We start from the raw sequence: 14,353 nt of genomic DNA, 5'->3' as shown, positions 1-14,353 counted from the left end.
ATGCATTTTGAGATAGCATTTGTCGTTCCAACTATTATTCGCTCACGAAATAAAAACGGAACTTTATGGAACGAATATTAACGCGGCGAGATGAAATGTTTATGTTATTTTTCACAAAAAATGTCGCTTTTTATTCAGTTTGCGACATAGTTCTAATTTAATGTCGGCTATTGCACAACGAGAAAAATAAATATTTCAAAAACCAATAATAAAAATCGCAACCACCAATAGATAGCGATTGCGAAAAATGAAAAGTCTTTATGGAGTTGTTAATGATGGAACATCTTTTAGCGGTACGTCGTAATAATAATGTTCCTTTAAAGTAAACTTCATGCAATATTGCCAAGCTTCTTGAAACGCTTTTTCGGGTTGCTTTTCAAAATTCACGCCAAGCTCAACGCCTTTTTTGGCTAACAGGGTTTCAACGCTCTCGCCATCACTGGAATCATATTCACCCATAACTATTTCGCCCAATTTGACTTTGTCATCACGACTGTATACACCTTGCATGACTTTATCATCGGCAAATTCACGAGCAAAACCGGCGACTGTCATGCAGTTATGGTAGCGCTGCCACTCAGCCGTTCCAAGGGTGTGAGGATTTTCTCCGACATACTTTTCTTTCGCGATGCTGGTACCCGCCAGTAAAACGCCAAACAATATAAGCCATCCTGCTTGCTTCATAAATTCTCCTTGAACTATAAAAATAAACGGGCCGTCATTATGGTATAAAGCGCTCGCTCGATTAAAGTGGCGCGGTAATTTGCCACTTAGATGGAGCGTCAAAAAGCGAGCAACTTAACAATTAAGTTATTTATATCTCAATATAAAATCTTTAGATTATCGGCCATGTTTATCTTCAATTACTGGGTATCTTGATTATCTGGTAAGTGAAAGGCGAGTAAGTAGAATTGAAATCTTCAACTTGAAGACGCAAAGGAAATACAAAGAGAGTAAAAGGAAGTCTGCCTAAGCCGACTTCCTTGATCTCATGAGGATTTAAACTCGAGACAACTACTTAAACTCGAGACTACTTTTTAAATTCTATATAGGTTTTCGGGTCAACCGGCTTGCCACCTTTGCGCACCTCAAAGTGGACATGAGGTCCTGTCGTTTTACCGGTTACACCGACGCGTCCGATCAAATGTCCTTTTTCAACCACATCACCCTCACTCACGTTCATCGAATCTAAGTGTGAATAAACCGTTTGCGTCTCACTACCATGATCGATGATGATAATGGTACCGTAGTTTTTCGCTTTTTCTAACTCGGTGGTCGCAGTGACAACCACCCCTTTTCCAGCGGCGACCACCGGCGAGTGCATTTTTGCCGGTAGATCCATTCCTTTGTGAAACTTATGGAATTTATTGGAAGCACCAAAATGTGAGCTTACCTTGGCTGCTTTTACTGGATTTTCCATTACGACTTTGTCGCCGCTGCTGTCTGTTGTCTTTACCGGATAGAACGCATAAGTAATCGAGCTAAAACTCAACGCAAATGCGGTTAACCCTAACGACTTTAGAAGTCGGTTGACTTGAACTTCCGATGGTTTCATTATGTACTTTATTCTCATTGTTATACTCCTATGTGATTTCGATGAGAAGGCTGCAACCACTTGATTGGCGTCATCGGTTGCAGATCCGCGGAGGATTTTTAGCATGGCCTGTGCATAAATCCTCCGCAAATTCTTTTTCTTAATCAGCACGGCTTCATCACAACTACTCTCGATGGCCCAGTTCAGCGAGCTATCAATGCTGCGCAAAAAAGGATTAAACCAGAATAGGCATAAAAACGTTTGGGTTAGGATGCAAGTAAGCCCGTCCCTACGCTTTACGTGAGTCAGCTCATGTCGAACCAGTAGTTTGAGCTCCGTTTCAGATAAGGTTTCCAGCGCGTACTCGGTTAAAACCAGAGCGGGTTTTCGCCACTGAACAATAAAAGGAGAGTGAGTTTGGCCACTCACTAAAACTCGGATGGAATATCGCTTCGCTAAACGTTTAATCAACTCTATGTTTTTCGAATAAACGCGGGTCGAATAGTCATCAATCGTTCTCGCCATTCGGCACATTTTATTCACGGCAATAATACGTAGCACTAATCGCGTCAGACTGTATAAGATACCGATCGTACATAACGCAAACCAACTCCATTTCAGCGTCATGCTCCATTCAAATGCCGTCGAAATGGAAGAGTCGCTTATTGCAGGACGAGCGGCACCATGATCGAGAGCGCCGAAATATAAATCCGCTAACAATGAAGATTTAATAGTCGAGTCGAGTACTGGCATCCATTCCAATATCGGTATTGCCACACAACATAAAAACAGTGTTAGCCAATAGCTCTCCCACCGCTGTAACCAATCAAGTCTTTTGCTTAACAAGGTTGAAGCGTAATAAACGATTACGGTGACCACAATACTGTAGATTGAGACAAACGTGAATCCGTTTATAAAGCTCGTAAGGTCAATCATGCTCGCTGTCTCGCTGATTCAGTAAATCTTCCAGTTCTTTTAATTCTTTATCATCCAATAATTTACTGTCTGCAAACATAGACACTGGAAGCGAGGTGTCGACTTCAAGCACGCTGCGAGCAAAGTCTTTTATATAGCTGGCTAAGGTTCGTACTTTCCCCACTGTTGAGGAAAACACTCGAATACCATGCACTTCTTTTACTTGAATCAGATCTTTACTAATCATGCGGTCGAGCGTTTTTCGAGTAGAGGAATAAGACCACTTTAGCTGCTTGGACACTTGCTCATGGATTTCCTTAGCCCCCATTGGCGACTGCTTCCAAAGAGCTTTAAGGATCACCAACTCTTTTGGCGACGGCTTACTCGATTCCGCTTTAGCTGACATACATTAACACTTCCCATATTACCAATATCGCAAGTGCGCGACACTTGTCGCACAATGTCAACAAGAGACCCAAAAAGACCCTCAAATAAAAAGTTGGCAAAGAAGGAAGATAACAAGGTGAAAAGAACTTAAGTCAGGTTAGACTTTGCTACCCACACAATAAATTATTGGCTAGCAAAAAGTCTAACCTTCATCAGAAAGGCAAGCGTGTGAGTCTTATCTAGTTATTAACGGTTTTGAGCAGCGAAAGCACTCATAAAATCAATCAGCGCTTCGACACCTTGCATCGGCATCGCATTGTATAAACTCGCGCGCATACCACCGACACTGCGATGACCTTTCAAGTAACGCAGTCCAGCTGCTTCCGCTTGTTGTAAAAACAAGCTATTTAATGATTCATCTTTCAAAATAAAAGGTATATTCATCCGCGAACGATTTTTCTTGGCAATTGGATTGCGGTAAAAATCATTGTTATCAATAAATTGATAAAGTGCTTGCGAGCGCTGCTCTGCGCGGCGAGCCATTTGTGCAACACCGCCTTCGGCTTTGATCCACTGAAACACCAAGCCCGCCAAATACCAAGCATAAGTGGGCGGCGTATTGTACATACTTTGGTTTTGCGCCATCACTGCATAACTCAACAAACTGGGAACTGGCGCTACCGGCTCCCGCTGCAACCAATCATTGCGCACAATCACAATAGTGAGTCCGGCAGGACCAATATTTTTCTGTGCGCCAGCATAAATCAATGCGTAATCTTTAACATTAATCGGCTGCGATAAAATACAGGAAGACATATCGGCAATCCAACGCCCCTGCCCTGCCTTTGGTAAATCCGCAAACTCAACCCCGCCAATGGTTTCATTGGGTGTGAAGTGAATATAGTCGTAGTCATCTGAACAATCGGGCCAGTCTTGCTGAGATCGAATGGCGGTCTTTCCGTCCTGTTTGCTCAGCAGATCAAATGCGATAACATCGCCAAAATTTTTAGCTTCTTGGGTTGCTTTATCGCCCCAAACACCACTGTTCAAATACAAAGCTTTGCCGCGTAAAAAGTTCATCGCGATTGCGGAAAATTGTAAGCTAGCGCCACCCGGGCAGAATAATACCGAGTAGTCCTCTGGGATCGCCAATAAATCACGTAAATCCTTTTCGGCTTGTTCAGCGATTGCAGTGAAGTCGGCACCACGATGACTAAAATCTAATACCGATAACCCCGTGTCGTGCCAATTACAAAATTCTTTTTGCGCTTGACGCATCACCGCTTGCGGCAACATAGCTGGGCCAGCGCTAAAATTATAAACGGTTGCAGTGTCACTCATGTTCGTTCTACCTGATCAAATTTTCGGTCTACCTGATCAAAAGGAGCCGCAAAAACGGCTCCAATCTTTTTTCTTGTATTGAGACGTTCGGTCTCAGCGAATGAGTCGCTTACTCTGGACTGTCTTCTTCTTCAGCACTGCTGTCTTGCTCTGCACTTGGCGTAGATTCGCTAGCAGGACTGATTTCGTCGCTCGAAGTTTCATCACTCAATGAAGCATCGAGCTCTTCGTCAGTAGTTGCCAACTCTTCAATACGTTGCAAGCCAACTAAGGTATCGCCTTCATCCAAACGAATCAAGCGGACGCCTTGAGTGTTTCGCGCCATCACTCGCATTTCATCAACACGGGTACGCACTAAAGTAGCATTCCCAGTAATCAACATAATTTCATTGCCATCTTGGCAAGGAACTGCACTGATAACTTTACCGTTACGCTCACTACACACAATCGAAATAACGCCTTGGCCACCACGTCCACGTACCGGATGATCATCCATCGCCGTGCGCTTACCGTAACCATTTTCAGTGGCGGTTAATACTTCACCCTCACTAGACGCCAACACAAGCGAGACAACTTGTTGTCCATCTTGTAATCGCATACCACGAACTCCGCGCGCAGTACGTCCCATGGCGCGAACATCTTGTTCGTTGAATCGAATAACTTTACCAGCGTCACTGAATAACATGAGTTGGTCATCACCCGTCGTAATAACCGTTCCAATTAAGCTGTCATCATCATCTAAACTCAGCGCGATAATGCCACCTTTTCTTGGGCGAGAGAATTGCTCTAATGACGTCTTTTTTACAGTACCTGACGCAGTTGCCATAAAGACAAACTTATTTTCATCGTAGTCTTCAACCGGAAGAATACTCGAAATACGCTCATTCGGTTCGAGCGGTAAAACATTGACGATGGGTTTACCACGCGAGCCTCGACCCGCTTGTGGCAACTCAAAAGTTCGCAACCAATAGACTTTACCGAAACTAGAGAAACACAAGATGGTATCGTGGGTACTACAAACCAATAACTTCTCAATGAAATCTTCATCTTTCATTTTCGTCGCAGACTTACCACGACCACCACGTCGCTGTGCTTCGTAATCAGCAAGAGGTTGATACTTAACGTACCCTTCGTGCGACAGAGTCACCACAACGTCTTCTTCGGTAATTAAGTCTTCCAATAATAAATCGGCACTACTATTGGTAATTTCGGTACGTCGTTCATCGCCAAACTCTTCAAGTACTTCTTCAAGTTCTTCACGAATCACTTCTAATAGGCGTTCATTGCTCGATAAAATGGCAAGTAGCTCAGCAATAACCGCTAACAAGTCTTTGTATTCAGCAATGAGTTTTTCATGCTCTAAACCAGTCAGCTTGTGTAAACGCAAATCAAGAATCGCTTGCGCTTGCTCTGGTGATAAATAGTATTGGCCATCGCGTAAGCCAAAAGCTTCATCGAGTCCATCTGGACGGCATGCATCGGTGCCCGCTCGTTCCAGCATGTCAACCACTTGACCCGGCGCCCAACCTCGAGCGATTAACTCCTGCTTAGCTTCAGCAGGACTAGGAGAACGCTTAATTAAAGCAATGATTTCATCGATGTTCGCTAGTGCGATCGCTAAGCCTTCTAAAATATGCGCTTTCTCACGAGCCTTACGTAGTTCAAAAATGGTTCGACGAGTAACAACTTCGCGACGATGCTTAATAAATGCATCGAGCATTTCTTTCAGATTGAATAATCGCGGCTGATTGTTCTCGAGCGCGACCATATTAATACCGAACACCGTTTGCATTTGAGTTTGAGCATACAGATTGTTCAAAACGACATCAGGCACTTCGCCTTTGCGAAGCTCAATCACCATACGCATTCCGTCTTTATCAGACTCATCGCGTAACCCAGTGATTCCTTCTAATTTTTTATCTTTAACCAGTTCAGCAATTTTTTCGATCAATCGAGCTTTATTCACCTGATATGGCAGTTCGGTCACGATGATGCTGTCTTTATGAGATTTCTCATCAGTCTCAATGTGCGTGCGTGAACGAATATAAATTCGACCTCGACCTGTTCGGTAGGCCTCAAGAATTCCTGCCTTACCATTGATAATGCCTGCGGTTGGAAAATCAGGGCCTGGAATGTGCTCCATTAATTCGGCAAGTTCAATATCAGGGTTGTCAATCAGCGCTAAGCAACCTTTGATCACCTCATTAATATTGTGAGGCGCAATGTTGGTCGCCATACCGACCGCGATACCAGAGGAGCCGTTAATCAATAGGTTCGGAATTCGAGTCGGTAATACCGTTGGCTCTCTCTCACTACCGTCATAGTTTTCTTCAAAGTCGACGGTTTCTTTATCCAAGTCAGCCAACAAACGGTGAGCCATTTTGGCCATTCGAACTTCGGTATAACGCATCGCCGCTGGAGAATCACCATCGACCGAACCAAAGTTACCTTGCCCATCAACCAACATGTAACGCAGAGAGAATGGTTGCGCCATACGTACAATCGTATCGTAAACCGCCGTATCACCATGTGGGTGATATTTACCGATAACGTCACCGACCACACGAGCCGATTTTTTATAAGGCTTGTTAAAGTCGTTGCCAAGCTCATTCATCGCATACAAAACGCGACGATGAACAGGCTTCAGGCCATCTCGAACATCAGGTAATGCACGACCAACGATAACGCTCATCGCGTAGTCTAAGTAGGAATTCTTCAGTTCATCTTCGATATTAATCGGAAGGACTTCTTTAGCAAACTCACCCATAAATGCGAAAAAACCTTTGTTATTCAGTTAGTTATTATTAATTGACTAATCCTTGCACAAGCCCGAGATTATACCACAATGGCGGCATGATTCGCTAAAAATTTAATCTCAACGCCTGTCTTTTCGCGGCTTGTCGTTTGCTCAGCAAAACTTGTAGAATTTTTGTACTAATTGAGCATAAGCAACCCTATCACAGGCCGTTAATCGCTCTGCCATCGCTTCACTAGCAGTGTTATACTCCGCCGCAACTAAACTTTGTAAGGAGACTGGTTGTGTCACAACCTGTAGACCTAATCATTACGAGTCGATGGATGGCTCCTCAAGATGACGCTTACGCAGCTTTGCTCGAAGATTATGGGCTTGCAGTAAAAGCCGGTAAAATTGTGGCTTGTTTACCTCAAGAAGAGTTGCTCGAGAGCTACTCTGCACCAGAGCAGGTGTCGCTCGACGATCACTTGCTTATTCCAGGGTTCATCAATGCGCACACTCATGCGGCCATGAACCTTTTAAAAGGTTACGCCAACGACTTACCTTTAATGACTTGGTTACAAGAACATATCTGGCCCGCAGAAGGTCAATTACTAAGCGATGAATTCGTTTATCAGGGCACCCAACTGGCTATTGCAGAAATGCTAAAATCAGGCACGACCTGTTTTAATGAAATGTACTTTATGCCGGGACAGGTTGCGCAAGCGGCGCTCGATATTGGCATTCGAGCATCTATAGGGATGACAGTCATCGAGTTTCCAACCGCTTGGGCAAAAGATGCTAATGAGTACTTCAGTAAAGGTTTAGCGGTGTTCGATCAATTTAAAGGCGAAGACTCCCTACGATTCACCTTTGCTCCGCATGCGCCTTATACGGTCGGTGATGAGTCACTAAAGCGCATTGCCACGCTCGCTCAAGAGCTTGATCTTAATATTCATATGCACATTCATGAGACCGCCCATGAGGTACAAGAGGCCATCGAAAAAACGGGCGAAAGACCCTTAGCCCGACTTCATCAACTTGGTTTGCTGTCACCATCTTTGCAAGCGGTCCACATGACACAAATCGATGAACAAGATTTACGACTGGTCAGTGATAATGGTGTTCATATCATGCACTGTCCAGAATCGAATATGAAACTTGCCAGTGGCTTCTGTCCGGTCTCACAATTTAAAGAGGCCGGTGTTAACATTGCAATAGGTACTGACGGGTGCGCTAGCAACAACGATCTTGATATGATTGGAGAGATGCGTTCAGCGGCTTTGCTGGCTAAAGTATCGTCGCAAAAAGCAGATAGCTTCAGTGCGCAAGAAGCGCTTTATGCTGCGACCATGGGTGGCGCAAAAGCACTGGGTATTGACCATGTGTGCGGCAGTATTTCTGTTGGTAAAAGCGCAGACTTATGTGCGGTTAATTTAAACCACATCGCAACCATGCCGACATTTGATCCCGTTGCTCAATTAGTTTATTCCGCGAGTCGAGATCAAATCACTCACGTTTGGACCAGCGGTAAGGCACAAATTAAAAATGGTATACTTACTGAAATATCCGAAAGCGACTGTCAGGCCATCTGTGAACAATGGAAGCCCCGATTACTTGCTTTACAAAAATAAAAATGTATTTATCGATACCTGAGACTGTTTAAGTAAAAATCTTTAGAGAGATCATCATGACCCAAGCAAACGTCGATCATGCAGAAATTAAAAAGTTTGAAGCGCTCGCCGAGCGTTGGTGGGATAAAACCAGCGAATTTAAGCCTCTTCACGACATCAACCCTTTACGCGTCGATTATATTGAAAAACATACCGGTGGCGTGCGTGGTAAGAAAGTCTTGGACATTGGTTGTGGTGGCGGCATTTTAAGTGACGCGTTAGCGCAAGCCGGAGCCGAAGTCATGGGTATTGATATGGGCGAAGCGCCATTAAATGTCGCCAAACTTCATCAATTAGATTCTGGCCAATCTGTTGACTACCAACAAATCACTGCCGAACAACTAGCGACAACACATGCCGGTCAATTTGACATAGTCACTTCACTCGAAATGCTCGAGCATGTGCCAGATCCTTCCTCCGTCATTAAGGCTTGCCGAACGCTTGTAAAACCCGATGGGCATGTATTTTTTTCAACCATCAATCGCAACCCCAAAAGTTTTATGTTCGCTATCGTCGGCGCAGAATATTTGTTAAAAATGTTACCCAAAGGCACGCACGAGTATGCAAAGTTTATCCGACCATCGGAACTCGATCGTTGGGCGCGCCAGTCGGGACTTGAACTAAAAGATATGACAGGTATGCACTATAACCCTTTAACCAAAAACTATTGGTTGTCTAACAGCAATGTCGACGTTAATTACTTATGTCACTATCGAGTCGCTTAACCATAAAAAAGCAGACAATTATGACAAGCAGTAAACTATATAAACCTAAAGCCGTCTTGTTTGATCTTGACGGTACTTTGGCTGATACAGGCCCAGATCTCGCCTTCGCACTTAATGAATTATTGATTGCTCAAGGACGAAGTGCTTTAAGTTACGATACCATTCGTCCATGGGTTTCTAAAGGAGCCCCAGGACTGTTAAAACTGGGTTTCAGTATCGATGAAAGTCATTCCGACTATCGACCTTTGCGCGAACGTTTTTTAACACTTTATCAACGAAATATTTGCCGTCATACGCGTATTTTTGAGCCGCTTAATGACTTTCTTGCAGAGATTCATCGCGTTAATATCTGCTGGGGAATTATTACCAATAAGCCAGCCTTTTTAACCGACCTACTCCTACCAAAACTTGAGTTTCATTGCCCGCCTGCAGTTGTGTTCAGTGGCGACACCTTCTCTGAAAAAAAGCCTCATCCAATGCCGCTGCTTGAAGCCAGTAAACAGCTTGAAATAGCTCCTGAAGATTGCTTTTATGTTGGTGATGATGAACGCGACATGATTGCTGCGAAAGCGGCAGGAATGACCGCCATCGCTGCTTTATGGGGATACATTCCAGAGCAAGAGGACCCGAGCAAATGGGCATTTGACTCAGCGTTTACTTCGCCTGACGCATTTTACAATGCGGTAAAAGAATTGTTGAAATAGCGACTATTTGTGAGTTTTATGAACGCTGTTAAATAAATTAAAGTACGGCGTCTCATCCTTAACAAGACGCCGTTCAACTTTACCCACACACTTTTTTCAATGAGCTTGCAACATATTCAAGACAATGCGTGTTCAAACCAGCAATATTGACTCGACTAGAATCGGCCATGTAAATACTGAACTCTTCTCGCATTCTTTTTACTTGTTCTGGATTAATACCTAAATAAGAAAACATGCCTTTTTGTCGAGTAATAAAGCTAAAGTCTTTATCGATTCCTTGTGCATTAATTTGCTCAAGCAAGCCCGCTCTGAGCGCCTTGACTCGAGTAGCCATGTTCGCCAATTCTTGCTGCCATTCCGCCCGTAAGGCATCGTTATGTAAAATTGTGTCAACTAAAAAACCGCCGTAAGCAGGAGACATCGAATAATTCGCTCGTGCTAAGTCCTGAACCTGAGTTTGCATTGCCTCAGCTTGCTGTTTATTTTCAGCTTGAACCATTAAGCAACCCGTTCGCTCGCGATAAAGACCAAAGTTCTTGCTACACGACGTCGCAATGATCATCTCTTTGACGTTCTCAGAGAGCCAGCGAACGCCTTTTACGTCATCGTCTAACCCATCCCCTAATCCTTGATAAGCAATGTCGACGAACGGAAGGAAACCTTGTTGATTCGCTCGCTCAGTGATTCGTTGCCAATGTTCGAATGACAAGTCAGCACCGGTTGGGTTGTGGCAGCAACCGTGCAGTAACACCACGTCTTTTGGACCTAATTGCGCCAGTTGTTGATCCATTTTTTCATAATCGACATCTCCGGTCGCTGCATCGAAATAGGGATAAGATTTAATTTCTAACCCTGCAGAACGAATCAATGGAACATGATTCGCCCATGTTGGATCACTCACCCATACCGTCATGTCTTTATCTAATCGGTGGATAAATTCCGCCGCTACCCGTAATGCGCCACAGCCACCTGGAGTCTGAATGGCTGCGATTCGACCATCGGTAACAGCCTGTGCTTGCGCTCCCAATACCAACGATTTAATTCCGTTAACGAAGCCGGGTACACCGACGGGCCCAATGTAGGTTTTCGAATCTTCAGTTTCTAAATGAATTTGTTGGGCTTTTTGTACCGACGTCATTATGGCCGTGTGCCCTTGTTCATCACGGTAAACGCCGACGCCTAAATCAACTTTATTTGGATTGGTATCATCTCGATAAAGGCCAATTAACCCTAATAGTGGGTCTGCGGGTAATTTAGGTAACCGGGAAAACATAACTCTCTCCAAACTCGTAATCGATAGCTTCAATACTCAATATTGTAACTAACAGTCGGATGAAGACGCCAGTCACAAATTAAATATTTCAACCGTTTAATTAGCTAAAAGTTATTAGTGCTAATATCGGTTCAGTGAAACACCGATAACTACTCCGCAAATCGATGACTTTAGCTCATCACGGGTCAATGCACTTTCGGTTACGACCTTTTTATCGTCCTGACTGGCTAATGCGCTCCAAGCACTCAAATCACCGCTCCAGTTTCGAGCAAAATACCGTCCTTGGCAATGTTCAGCAATCAGCCGAACAAGGTACAACCCTAACCCCATATGGGTCTGGGTATGATCTCGGTGCTCCTGCGAGCGCTGAGAAACCATGGATGAAAAGAGCTCACGCTCGGACAAGTCGGGTAAAGGTTCTCCCTGATTGAAAACGCCTAATAGGAGTTCATTTCTCTGGAAATTCAACTTGACCTCGATTGGCGTTCCTGAAACAGCAAAGTCTTTTGCGTTACTTAACAGCTTATCCATTAATTGTGCAATGAGCTCTTCTGCGGCTAAGACCTTAAATGGCTCACCCGATAATTCAAGTTTCAATGGATGATCTTCAAACACTCCTTGAACGGCACTTAAATAGTCTTTAAGAAATTTATCAATACTGAGAGGGACTAATGCAACTTGCAACACGCTTTGTTCCATTCGTGCCGCTTCGCGCATTCGAGTGATCATTTGGCTCAATCGTTGAACACCATCTTGAGCATGTTTTACCGCTGGCTGTATTGATTCATCATCCGACATTGCTATCGTGTCTACCGATGAGCGAATAACCGCTATTGGCGTTCTCAACTCATGACTCAGACGCGAGGCCAGTTTTTCTAAGTACTCATGATAATCACTTAGCCGCTGCGTCATAGAAGCAAAGCTCTGGCTTAAGTCGCCAATTTCATCGGCGGTAAATTCAGGCGTTATCTTTTCTCGGACTCGACCAAAGCGATCAACGGCGAGTGAAGCCTGGCGATTTAAACGCATGATTCTTTGAGTAAACCGAGACGCTAAAATAATTAGCATGATAATGACCACAAAGAGCACCACAAACACAGTATTGATAAATACATTCAAAGCTTCTTGCTGCATCAATTGAACAGCGGCTACAGTTTCTTCAACAATGATAGTTCCAACGACTTTGTCATCACGCCATAGTGGAGTCGCGACCATTGCGATAGCGGTTGATGACTGTTCGAACGCTTCTAAATCGCTCCCGGTAACTCCCTGAAGTGCTTTGTTGACCAATGGATGTTGCCAAGAAATGGTCCGAGCTCGCGGATCGGTAAAATCGGATAATGGGGGCGACAACAAAAAATGAATTAATGGATTAACTCTCGCCATTGGTAACTCTGTTTCAAGATTTCCACGTCGAGCTTTCACATTGCCTTGTTGATCGAGCACCCAAACTCTTTGGCCTGAGCCAACGTCTAATTGCGCCAATGCTGAAACCAGCTCAACGCTTGGCCACTGCATCGGGTTCAAGTGTTCGTGGTAACTTTTCTTAGTTTCTACCACCCGCTGTTCATTCGTGAAGTTTTGTACTTTTACTCCCAATCTTTGCCAGTTGTTAGCGAAAGGTATCTTTATTTCTAACGCGTAACCGTCGGGTGTTTGCTGCCAAAAAGCGGATGAAACCCAAAAGCCATTGGCGGTATTCGATTGTACCAGAGGGTTAACCTTCCCTACGGCAACCGGAGCAAATAATAAATTCACTCTATCTTGAGCAGCGTTTTCTAAAGTGACTTCTAGCGAATCACTGAACTGATAAAGATCAACGTATTCCCGATAAACAACTTTGGAGTCACTGACTTCAATGAGTAAATACAAATACTTTTGATCCGATGCAGCCGATACCGTTAAGCCATCGTCTACTGGCGCTAGCTCAAATCCTCGCAAACTCGACCAATCATCAGAAAAACCATCCACGAGTATTGTTCGATCAATGGTTGCTACGTACAAAGGAGGTTCAGAAGAAGAGAGGCTCGTTAACTTGGTATTTTTAGCATCAAAAGACTGAGGAACTGACGATTGCACTGCAAATGCAATAGCCGATGTATATTTCTCTAGACCACGCAACATATTCTCTGTGAATACGGCTTCTAATTGCTTTAAAAAAGTCACGCTGAAAAAAGGAATGATTAACAACGTAATCGAAAATAGATAAAGCTTTCGACGAAGGTTCCAGAACCGAGTCTTTAGCTTTTCCATCGATACCCCATTCCATAAACGGTATCGATTCGATCGAAGTCAGCGTCAATTTGCATAAATTTTTTGCGTATTCTTTTTACATGCGACGTAATGGTAGAGTCGTCCACGACAACATTTGCGGTATCCATGAGTTGATCACGTGTCTTAACATGGCCAGGCATTTTTGCCAAAGCATGAATCATCCAGAATTCGGTCAAGGTTAGATCGACGGTTTGTTCTTTCCAATACGCTTTAATACGCTCAAGATCGAGGGTTAACTGCTCGACCTTAAGTAAATCCTCTTCCGAAGTCGCACTGTTCAAAGCAGCGACTCGTCTCAATAGCGCGGCAACTCTAGCCATAAAATGCGGCAAACTAATATCTTTGGTCACATAGTCATCGGCTCCTAATCGCAACCCAGAGATCACATCAAAGTCTGAGTCTAACGCCGTTAAAAACATGATCGGCATAGTACTAGAACGCTGTCGCAGCCATTGGCAAAGTTTGAAACCACCTTCAGGTTCATCGTTGAGCGCCACATCGAGAATCGCGAGTTCAGGAAGCCTATCAGTCATACCCTGTTGTGCTTCTTCAACACTAGAAAAAGCGGTTACTTCATACCCGCGTTTCGACAATGCGAGCGTATAGTTCTCGCGAATCGCTGGTTCATCTTCGACTAATACGACTCTCTTACCCATAATTTTTGCTCACACTCTTCTTATTCAATCGTCCGTCTCGCTTGAGCTCTATCTACCTTTGTTTAGATTAAAGAGATAAACACGCAACATGGCCGGCAAGTCCCTCGCAGATAAAGCTTCACCACGAGCTTCCTCAA

General features: G+C 44.1%; 11 protein-coding genes. 3 read left to right on the top strand and 8 right to left on the bottom strand.

What is annotated here, in order from left to right:
- Positions 1-258 precede the first annotated feature (258 nt).
- From Q9312_RS18675 to gyrA, 5 genes are all read right to left on the bottom strand, one after another.
- Positions 259-684, bottom strand: coding sequence for a hypothetical protein (locus Q9312_RS18675; RefSeq protein ID WP_309202374.1), 426 nt, complete (start codon positions 682-684; stop codon positions 259-261).
- A gap of 346 nt (positions 685-1,030) precedes the next feature.
- Positions 1,031-2,470 (bottom strand): M56 family metallopeptidase, encoded by a 1,440-nt coding sequence (locus tag Q9312_RS18670; protein WP_309202373.1) that lies wholly within the window; start codon positions 2,468-2,470, stop codon positions 1,031-1,033.
- Positions 2,463-2,855: a BlaI/MecI/CopY family transcriptional regulator gene (locus Q9312_RS18665; RefSeq protein ID WP_309202372.1), complete on the bottom strand. Its 393-nt coding sequence runs from the start codon at positions 2,853-2,855 to the stop codon at positions 2,463-2,465. Before Q9312_RS18665 ends, Q9312_RS18670 begins: the two co-directional genes overlap by 8 nt.
- Positions 2,856-3,082: 227 nt before the next feature.
- The gene (gene serC, locus Q9312_RS18660; RefSeq protein WP_309202371.1) at positions 3,083-4,177 is read right to left on the bottom strand and encodes a 3-phosphoserine/phosphohydroxythreonine transaminase; all 1,095 of its coding nucleotides are present in this window, start codon (positions 4,175-4,177) and stop codon (positions 3,083-3,085) included.
- Positions 4,178-4,286: 109 nt separating this feature from the next.
- Positions 4,287-6,944 (bottom strand): DNA gyrase subunit A, encoded by a 2,658-nt coding sequence (gene gyrA, locus Q9312_RS18655; RefSeq protein ID WP_309202370.1) that lies wholly within the window; start codon positions 6,942-6,944, stop codon positions 4,287-4,289.
- Between the two features lie 272 nt (positions 6,945-7,216).
- Here gyrA and Q9312_RS18650 point away from each other — a divergent pair, with 272 nt between their 5' ends.
- From Q9312_RS18650 to Q9312_RS18640, 3 genes are read left to right on the top strand one after another with little or no spacing between them, the layout of a single operon-like run.
- Positions 7,217-8,545 carry a TRZ/ATZ family hydrolase gene (locus Q9312_RS18650; protein WP_309202369.1) on the top strand — a complete coding sequence of 443 codons (1,329 nt, stop codon included), beginning with the start codon at positions 7,217-7,219 and terminating at the stop codon, positions 8,543-8,545.
- Between the two features lie 56 nt (positions 8,546-8,601).
- Positions 8,602-9,309 (top strand): bifunctional 2-polyprenyl-6-hydroxyphenol methylase/3-demethylubiquinol 3-O-methyltransferase UbiG, encoded by a 708-nt coding sequence (gene ubiG / locus Q9312_RS18645; RefSeq protein WP_309202368.1) that lies wholly within the window; start codon positions 8,602-8,604, stop codon positions 9,307-9,309.
- Between the two features lie 20 nt (positions 9,310-9,329).
- Positions 9,330-10,013: an HAD-IA family hydrolase gene (locus Q9312_RS18640; protein WP_309202367.1), complete on the top strand. Its 684-nt coding sequence runs from the start codon at positions 9,330-9,332 to the stop codon at positions 10,011-10,013.
- Between the two features lie 79 nt (positions 10,014-10,092).
- On the opposite strand, the gene Q9312_RS18635 is transcribed toward Q9312_RS18640, so the two are convergent.
- The 3 genes from Q9312_RS18635 to pdsR all read right to left on the bottom strand — a co-directional run bounded on the left by Q9312_RS18635 (position 10,093) and on the right by pdsR (position 14,216).
- Positions 10,093-11,286: an amino acid aminotransferase gene (locus tag Q9312_RS18635; RefSeq protein ID WP_309202366.1), complete on the bottom strand. Its 1,194-nt coding sequence runs from the start codon at positions 11,284-11,286 to the stop codon at positions 10,093-10,095.
- Positions 11,287-11,406: 120 nt separating this feature from the next.
- Positions 11,407-13,539 carry a histidine kinase dimerization/phospho-acceptor domain-containing protein gene (locus Q9312_RS18630; RefSeq protein WP_309202365.1) on the bottom strand — a complete coding sequence of 711 codons (2,133 nt, stop codon included), beginning with the start codon at positions 13,537-13,539 and terminating at the stop codon, positions 11,407-11,409.
- Positions 13,527-14,216, bottom strand: a complete 690-nt coding sequence (gene pdsR / locus Q9312_RS18625) for a proteobacterial dedicated sortase system response regulator (RefSeq protein ID WP_309202364.1) — start codon at positions 14,214-14,216, stop codon at positions 13,527-13,529. The genes Q9312_RS18630 and pdsR overlap by 13 nt, the downstream gene beginning before the upstream one ends.
- Positions 14,217-14,353 lie beyond the last annotated feature (137 nt).

This window comes from Pleionea litopenaei, assembly GCF_031198435.1.
GTDB classification, from domain to species: domain Bacteria; phylum Pseudomonadota; class Gammaproteobacteria; order Enterobacterales; family Kangiellaceae; genus Pleionea; species Pleionea litopenaei.
This window is presented reverse-complemented; position numbering and strand designations above follow the sequence as displayed.

What these genes read in the sequence shown, in the direction of transcription:
- Q9312_RS18675 (WP_309202374.1), bottom strand. Translation starts at nt 684, where the DNA reads ATGAAGCAAGCAGGATGGCTTATATTGTTTGGCGTTTTACTGGCGGGT.
- Q9312_RS18670 (WP_309202373.1), bottom strand. Translation starts at nt 2,470, where the DNA reads ATGATTGACCTTACGAGCTTTATAAACGGATTCACGTTTGTCTCAATC.
- Q9312_RS18665 (WP_309202372.1), bottom strand. Translation starts at nt 2,855, where the DNA reads ATGTCAGCTAAAGCGGAATCGAGTAAGCCGTCGCCAAAAGAGTTGGTG.
- serC (WP_309202371.1), bottom strand. Translation starts at nt 4,177, where the DNA reads ATGAGTGACACTGCAACCGTTTATAATTTTAGCGCTGGCCCAGCTATG.
- gyrA (WP_309202370.1), bottom strand. Translation starts at nt 6,944, where the DNA reads ATGGGTGAGTTTGCTAAAGAAGTCCTTCCGATTAATATCGAAGATGAA.
- ubiG (WP_309202368.1), top strand. Translation starts at nt 8,602, where the DNA reads ATGACCCAAGCAAACGTCGATCATGCAGAAATTAAAAAGTTTGAAGCG.
- Q9312_RS18640 (WP_309202367.1), top strand. Translation starts at nt 9,330, where the DNA reads ATGACAAGCAGTAAACTATATAAACCTAAAGCCGTCTTGTTTGATCTT.
- Q9312_RS18635 (WP_309202366.1), bottom strand. Translation starts at nt 11,286, where the DNA reads ATGTTTTCCCGGTTACCTAAATTACCCGCAGACCCACTATTAGGGTTA.
- Q9312_RS18630 (WP_309202365.1), bottom strand. Translation starts at nt 13,539, where the DNA reads ATGGAAAAGCTAAAGACTCGGTTCTGGAACCTTCGTCGAAAGCTTTAT.
- pdsR (WP_309202364.1), bottom strand. Translation starts at nt 14,216, where the DNA reads ATGGGTAAGAGAGTCGTATTAGTCGAAGATGAACCAGCGATTCGCGAG.